The 6681-nt window shown below is 37.9% G+C and carries 7 protein-coding genes; 5 read left to right on the plus strand and 2 right to left on the minus strand.

What is annotated here, in order from left to right; translation table 11 throughout:
* Positions 1–20 precede the first annotated feature (20 nt).
* The gene (locus tag DXC23_RS09860; protein WP_117705980.1) at positions 21–983 is read right to left on the minus strand and encodes an undecaprenyl-diphosphate phosphatase; all 963 of its coding nucleotides are present in this window, start codon (positions 981–983) and stop codon (positions 21–23) included.
* 158 nt (positions 984–1141) lie between these two features.
* Positions 1142–1942: an ATP-dependent Clp protease proteolytic subunit gene (locus DXC23_RS09865; protein ID WP_117705982.1), complete on the minus strand. Its 801-nt coding sequence runs from the start codon at positions 1940–1942 to the stop codon at positions 1142–1144.
* A 180-nt stretch (positions 1943–2122) separates the two neighbouring features.
* On the opposite strand from DXC23_RS09865, the gene DXC23_RS09870 reads away from it, so the two are divergent.
* The 5 genes from DXC23_RS09870 to DXC23_RS09890 all read left to right on the plus strand — a co-directional run bounded on the left by DXC23_RS09870 (position 2123) and on the right by DXC23_RS09890 (position 6605).
* On the plus strand, positions 2123–3421 hold the full coding sequence (locus DXC23_RS09870) for a hemolysin family protein (protein WP_117705983.1): 1299 nt from the start codon (positions 2123–2125) through the stop codon (positions 3419–3421).
* A 62-nt stretch (positions 3422–3483) separates the two neighbouring features.
* Positions 3484–4656 carry a 23S rRNA (uracil(1939)-C(5))-methyltransferase RlmD gene (gene rlmD, locus DXC23_RS09875; RefSeq protein WP_117705984.1) on the plus strand — a complete coding sequence of 391 codons (1173 nt, stop codon included), beginning with the start codon at positions 3484–3486 and terminating at the stop codon, positions 4654–4656.
* A gap of 101 nt (positions 4657–4757) precedes the next feature.
* Positions 4758–5543 (plus strand): DUF2185 domain-containing protein, encoded by a 786-nt coding sequence (locus tag DXC23_RS09880; protein WP_117705986.1) that lies wholly within the window; start codon positions 4758–4760, stop codon positions 5541–5543.
* Positions 5544–5586: 43 nt separating this feature from the next.
* On the plus strand, positions 5587–6144 hold the full coding sequence (locus DXC23_RS09885; protein WP_117705987.1) for a GNAT family N-acetyltransferase: 558 nt from the start codon (positions 5587–5589) through the stop codon (positions 6142–6144).
* On the plus strand, positions 6141–6605 hold the full coding sequence (locus DXC23_RS09890) for a hypothetical protein (RefSeq protein ID WP_117705989.1): 465 nt from the start codon (positions 6141–6143) through the stop codon (positions 6603–6605). The genes DXC23_RS09885 and DXC23_RS09890 overlap by 4 nt, the downstream gene beginning before the upstream one ends.
* Positions 6606–6681: the final 76 nt, after the last annotated feature.

Consider the following 6681-nt stretch of genomic DNA (forward strand, 5'->3'; position numbering starts at 1 on the left):
TACTACCTCCGCTAAAAGCATTATTGAATCATTGCACCGGTAAAGACATTTGCTCCTGTGTTTATTTCAATGCAGGAAATAACAAGGAATACTATACCTACAAGTGCTGTATATACAACAAAAATTATCATTTTGTCTGTCTTTAAGAACCATTTAAAAATAAGAATTGAAAAATAGCCTACAACAGCCGAAACCGCCATACCGACTATAATTACAACAGGGTCAATCGAAATACCATCAGGGCTTTTAATAGCGTCTACACCCTCGAGGAGAGCTGCCGCAAGAATTGACGGAACACCAAGCACAAAGGTGTAGTCAAGTGCTTTCTGCTTATTAATACCTCTCATCTCGCCGACTGCAAGGGTTGAACCCGAACGGGAAATACCGGGGAAAATTGCAGCAACAAACTGCATTAGACCTACGCATACAGCGTCAAGAACATTAAAGCTCTCTTTGCCTGCCTCGCTTGCGCTGTGCTTTGCGTTTTTCAGGTGTTTAAAGCCTGTATCCGAGCTTATAGTTCTCTTGTTGCAGATAATGCCGACAGTAAGTAAAATACTTGTGATAATCAAAGAAATTGCCACAACAATAAGGTATTTTTCGCCGGTAAGAACATCGGCAAGGTCTTTTATCTTCATTTCTGTGCCCGGAATCGGCAGGAACAGGAAGAACAGCGGAAGAAGTCCGATAATGAGCATCATAATAAGATTTCTTTCGTAGTTCATTTCTTTCCACTTAAATTTGCCTGTAAATACATCTTTAACAAGTGAGAAAAACTCCTTGATAAGACTCCAAATTAACTTGTGATAAAAAGCGACTACCGCTACAAGCGTACCAACATGGAGCATAACATTAAAGAAAAGGTTGTTTTCTGTTGCACCTAAAATGTGCTGAGTGATAGAAAGATGTCCGCTGCTCGATACAGGCAAAAACTCTGTTAAGCCTTGCACGATGCCCTGAATGATTGCATCTAAAATTGACATAATATGTACTCCTTTATCCATAAAATATATGTAAGGGCGATTCTGACCGCCCATATAACCGCAATTATTTATATGCGGATACTTTAATAAATAGGCTCTGTTTAATATTGGAATATATCAATCCAAACTCGTCCAATATTTAAGAACCGAAAATAAAATTACCTGCCCCGTTTTTTACGGGCTTTGCTGCGCTTTATCATAGTATAAAGACAGTCGATAGCGTCTGAAACAGTGCCGACCTCGTCAATAAGCCCCTCGCTGACTGCCTCTTCCCCCTCAAGAATTGTGCCAATGTCCATTACAAGCTCGCCTGTGTTGAGAACAAGCTCGTTGTAGCGTTCCTTTGAAATCTCGGAATTTTCGGCAACAAAGGTTGTTATCCTGTCCTGCATACGCTGAAAATACTCAAAGGTTTGCGGCACTCCAAGGGTAAGTCCCGTAGTGCGTACAGGGTGAACGGTCATTGACGCACTCGGCGCAATAAAGCTCTTGTCTGCCGCAACGGCAAGCGGTATGCCAATGGAATGTCCGCCGCCGAGCACGATTGAAACCGTAGGCTTTTTCATTCCCGAAATCACCTCGGCAATGGCAAGTCCTGCCTCTACATCTCCGCCGACCGTATTTATTAAAATAAGCAGTCCGTCAATTCTCTCGTCCTCCTCAATAGATACAAGCAACGGAATAACATGCTCATACTTTGTGGTTTTATTCTGTTGCGGAAGAATGTAATGGCCCTCAATCTGTCCTATAATTGTCAGGCAATGAATTACGCTGTCCTTATGCGTAGTGAGCACCGAACCTGTTTCTTCAACCTGATCGGTGTGCTGTTCGTCAATTGGACTGTCTTTTTCAAGCGACTTTTTTTCGGGCTGTTCGTTCGGATTTTTAACAGTGTTCTCCGATTTTGCCTTGCCCGATTTTTTTGCTGTGGTATTCTTTTCTTTTGCTTTTTGTGCCATAATAATGCACCTCCAAAAAATATTTTTTCCAAAAGTGCATTAATAATGTATCAGCAATTAAATATTATAGCATTTATAACAATATATTTCAATCTTTTTGCTCTTTTTTCTTAAAAACAATAATTATATAAAAGAATTATAGTAGTATAAAAGTAATAATGTTTTTTGGAGTGAATTTAATTGGCATCAAACATAGTAATGGCGATAGTAATCCTTGTGCTTATTGCCCTGTCATCGTTCTTTTCTGCAACAGAAACAGCGTTTTCTTTTGTAAACAAAATCCGTATTCAAAAGAAATCCGAGGACGGCGACAAAAAAGCAACAACTGCACTTTTTGTTATCGAAAACTTTGACAAAGCGCTTACCACCATTCTTATCTGCAACAATGTAGTAAACCTGAGTTGTTCATCACTTGCCACTGTATTGTGTATGGCTCTGTTTGGCGACTACGGCTCTGCCATTGCGACAGGTGCAACCACATTGCTTGTACTTACATTCGGCGAGGTATTGCCAAAATGCCTTGCAAAGGAAAACTGCGACAGCTTTTCTCTTAAAACAGCGGGCATAATAAAATTTCTTATGTTTATTTTAACACCGCTTGTGTTTATTCTTGTAAAATTCAAAAGTCTTGCCCTTAAAATTTCAGGCGGAACAGAGGACGCACCGAGTGTGACCGAAAACGAGCTTAAATATATAGTAGAAAGCATCGAAGAAGAGGGTGTGCTTGAAGAAAGCGAAAGCGAAATGGTGCGCCTTGCACTCGACTTTGACGAGAAAACTGCAGAAGAGGTCATCACTCCTCGAGTAGATGTTACCTTTATAAGCGTTGACGATTCTCCGGAAAAAATCAAGGATATAATTCTTGAGAACAGATATTCAAGAATCCCCGTATATAAAGATACGGTTGACAACATAGTCGGCGTGCTCCACACAAGAGATTATCTTGAAAAGCTCGCAGACGGCATTGCGCCCGATGTGCGTGAAATAATGCAGTCACCGTACTTTGTTTTCAGAACTCAGCCGCTTTCAAAGATACTCAGCACTTTCAAGAGAATAAAAGTTCACCTTGCAATTGTTACCGACGAATACGGCGGAACTCTCGGTATTCTCACCATGGAAGACCTGCTCGAAGAAATCGTTGGCGATATATGGGACGAGGACGAAGAAATTGAACACAACTACTACAAAATCGGCAAGAATGAATTTCTTGTAAACGGCGACCTTGAGCTTGACGATATGCTTGCGCTCTTTGACCTTGACGATGATTACATAGACAGCGACAGCATAACCGTTGGCGGATACATTCTTGAAAATGCAGGCAGTATTCCGAATAAGCGTGAAAGCGTAGAGGCAGGTGGTTTCCGCTTTACGATTATGGAAGTTGCAAATCAAAGAATTATTCGTGTTGTTGTAAAAAGACTTGTTGACGAGGATTCAAGCGACGAAAAATCAACAGACGAAAATCAAAAAGAAGAATAATAACAAAAAGAAAAGAGCCGAGTACCCAAAGTCTTGGCTCTTTTCGGATATGGAGAATAATTATGAGCAATACAAAAGAAAACATAAAAAGAGGCAGCTGCCCTGTATATAAAAAGTGTGGTGGCTGTCAGCTGCAAAATCTCACATATTCCGAACAGCTTAATTTCAAGCAGAAAAAGGTTGAAAAGCTGCTTTCAAAATTTGGCAAGGCAGACAGAATAATCGGTATGGATACTCCCTACCACTACCGCAACAAGGTGCAGGCGGCTTTTAGAACAGACCGCAACGGCAAGATAATTTCGGGTGTGTATCAGTCGGGCACTCACCATATTGTAGGCATTGACGAGTGTATGACCGAAGATGTAACTGCCGACAAAATCATTGTAGCCGTACGCAAAATGCTGAAATCATTTAAGCTAACCACCTATGACGAGGACAAGCAGAGAGGATTTTTAAGGCATATTCTTGTAAAAAGAGGCTTTGCCACAAATGAAGTTATGCTTGTGCTTGTAACAGGCACACCTGTTTTTCCGTCAAAGAATAACTTTGTAAAAGCAATTACAAAGCAGTTTCCTGAAATCAAAACAGTTGTGCAAAATATAAATCCGTACAGAACAAACCTTGTGCTCGGCGATGTGCAAAAGGTACTGTACGGCAAAGGATACATTGAAGATATTTTGTGCGGATGTAAATTCAGAATTTCACCAAAGAGTTTTTATCAGATAAACCCTGTTCAGACCGAGGTGCTTTACAACAAGGCAATTGAATTTGCAAATCTGAAGGGCAAAGAAACAGTGCTTGATACTTATTGCGGAATCGGCACAATCGGCATTGTTGCCGCAAAGCACGGTGCAGGCGAGGTTATAGGTGTTGAGCTTAACAAAGATGCCGTAAAGGACGCAGTGCAAAATGCAAGAGCAAACAGTCTTAAAAATATTAGATTTTATCAAGGCGATGCAGGCGAATTTATGCAGTCTGTCGCTGAAGAAGACGAAAAGCCCGATGTTGTATTTATGGATCCGCCGAGAGCAGGCAGTGACGAAAAGTTCCTCTCCTCCCTAATAAAAATGGATCCAAAAACAGTAGTCTATATCTCATGCAACCCCGAAACCCTCGCAAGAGATTTGGCATATGTAACTCAAAACAGCACCTACAAAATTCAAAAAATCCAACCCGTAGATATGTTCCCGCATACGGCGCATATTGAAACCGTAGTATTGATGTCAAGAAAATAATAATATCCAATCATTAAAAGGCGGATGAGTTAGGCATAAATGCTTAAAAAGATTAAATGTAATTAATAAAACACATCATTAAACTTGATAGGAGCTACAATATGTATGAGATATTGAACGAAATTAGAAGAATGATTAATAAAAACCTTATAATGTACCTGCCGCATGTAAAAGCAGAAAATTTAGAAGAAAACGGTGCTATATATTATATGAACGGAAGAAATGGTACAGAATTCGACTGGTATGTCAATGGAAAAATCTCAGATTTTTTTGTGTTTTATAACGATGATAATAATTTAGGCGCAGTTAAACTTACTCTTTACAACAACGGAAATGTACTAATATATATTTATGATGAAATGGGAAATAAATTAATAAAAGAAATCCAAACAAATGTAGAAATACCTGAATACGATATTTTTAAATTTGCAGTATTATTAAAAACCGTAACCGACGATAACAAAATTTGGGATGCCAATATTGACAGCATTGAGGTCGGTGTTCAATTAACTCCTGACAGAATTAGTGAATTTAAAAATAACAAACAATACTATGAAACAATTATCAACAGAAGAAAGATGCTTGGTATGATGTCTGATGTTTCAAAAAAGGTTATTGACGACGGTTGGAAAATTGGATATATGATAAGAGAAGACGCTTTGAATGATAAAGACAGTGGCTGGTGTTTTATGGCAGGAAATGAAGATGATGAATATGTGGAAAATTACAAAAATTTAAAACTGCTATCCATTGCAGAGATATGCCAACTTGATTCAGATATATTGAAGTATATTGATAGTCCTGTAGGAACAGCTTTTATACGTGTATCTTCAAATGAATTTGAAATTGACAATAGCAATAAGAAAATATATGTTGAAAAAAGATAAAATTTAGTTATTTAACTAAGCCAACTTAATTGCAGAGGTGCAAATGAACAATATTATTACAACTAAAAGATTAACAATAAGACCGATAGAGCTTGAAGATGTATATGAAATTCATAAATATGCAAGCGATAAGGGTATAACAATGATGATGTTCCTGCCAAATGAAAGCTTAGAGGAAACCCTAAGATTTGTTGAGTATGCAGTAAACGAATGGAACAAAATTGAACCTGATGACAGAGAATATGTAATAATCTTTAACGAAACAATAATTGTTGGTATAAATTTGGGATACAGCAAAGATCGTAAATCATGCGAAATCGGATGGACAATACATAAAATGTACAGAAACAAAGGTTTTTCGACCGAAGCCGCCAATGCTTTAGTTGAATATGCTTTTAACACTTTAAAAGTTGAAAAAATTACCGCACATTGTGATTCAAAAAATGTTGCGTCCGAAAATGTTATGAAAAAACTGCATATGAAACTCGTAAGCGACAACGGAACACGATATTATCCCCAAACAGGGGTAACTTCGGGAGAATATTTATATTCTATCAGCAAACAAATATATGACAACATATCACTCAAGGAGAACATATGAAAATATATCAGGTAACTGTAACACCTCAAACAATCAGTGATAAAAACACATTGCGTAAGGCAGTACCTCTTTTAATATGGTTAGTTGTATTTTTTATTGCCTTGGGCTTGATGTGTGCAACGGAAAATTTAATATTTTTTATTCCGTTTGCTATTATGTGCATAATTTTCATACCGTTTGCAATTTGGTCATTAATAAGAGGCAGACGAATCCACCGAGAGGCTTTAGCGGAAACCGATATTACGGTTATCGCAGAAAATGGAGAAATATATAAAGACAACATAAAACTAAACATACAATACAATTCAAAAAATAATATAGTTTATCTTGACAATATGCGCAGAGAAGGAAGATTTAACTTTTTTCATTTTTCGTTTGCAGCTACAATTCATGGTTACAAAGCCATCGAATTTATCCATTTTTGCCGTGAAAACGGAATTAATGTAAATTTTAAGTCATAAAAAAGAAAAACAGCAGCATGACCCGACCCCCAAAAGTTAGACCTAAAAAATCTAACTTTGGAGGTCGGTATTTTTA

The sequence above is a fragment of the Eubacterium sp. OM08-24 genome, from assembly GCF_003438075.1.
In the GTDB taxonomy this organism is placed as follows: Bacteria; Bacillota; Clostridia; order Oscillospirales; family Acutalibacteraceae; genus Ruminococcoides.

Bases quoted from the DNA above. Each gene is read 5' to 3' on its own strand.
- DXC23_RS09860 (WP_117705980.1), bottom strand. From the start codon at position 983: ATGTCAATTTTAGATGCAATCATTCAGGGCATCGTGCAAGGCTTAACA.
- DXC23_RS09865 (WP_117705982.1), bottom strand. From the start codon at position 1,942: ATGGCACAAAAAGCAAAAGAAAAGAATACCACAGCAAAAAAATCGGGC.
- rlmD (WP_117705984.1), top strand. From the start codon at position 3,484: ATGAGCAATACAAAAGAAAACATAAAAAGAGGCAGCTGCCCTGTATAT.
- DXC23_RS09880 (WP_117705986.1), top strand. From the start codon at position 4,758: ATGTATGAGATATTGAACGAAATTAGAAGAATGATTAATAAAAACCTT.
- DXC23_RS09885 (WP_117705987.1), top strand. From the start codon at position 5,587: ATGAACAATATTATTACAACTAAAAGATTAACAATAAGACCGATAGAG.
- DXC23_RS09890 (WP_117705989.1), top strand. From the start codon at position 6,141: ATGAAAATATATCAGGTAACTGTAACACCTCAAACAATCAGTGATAAA.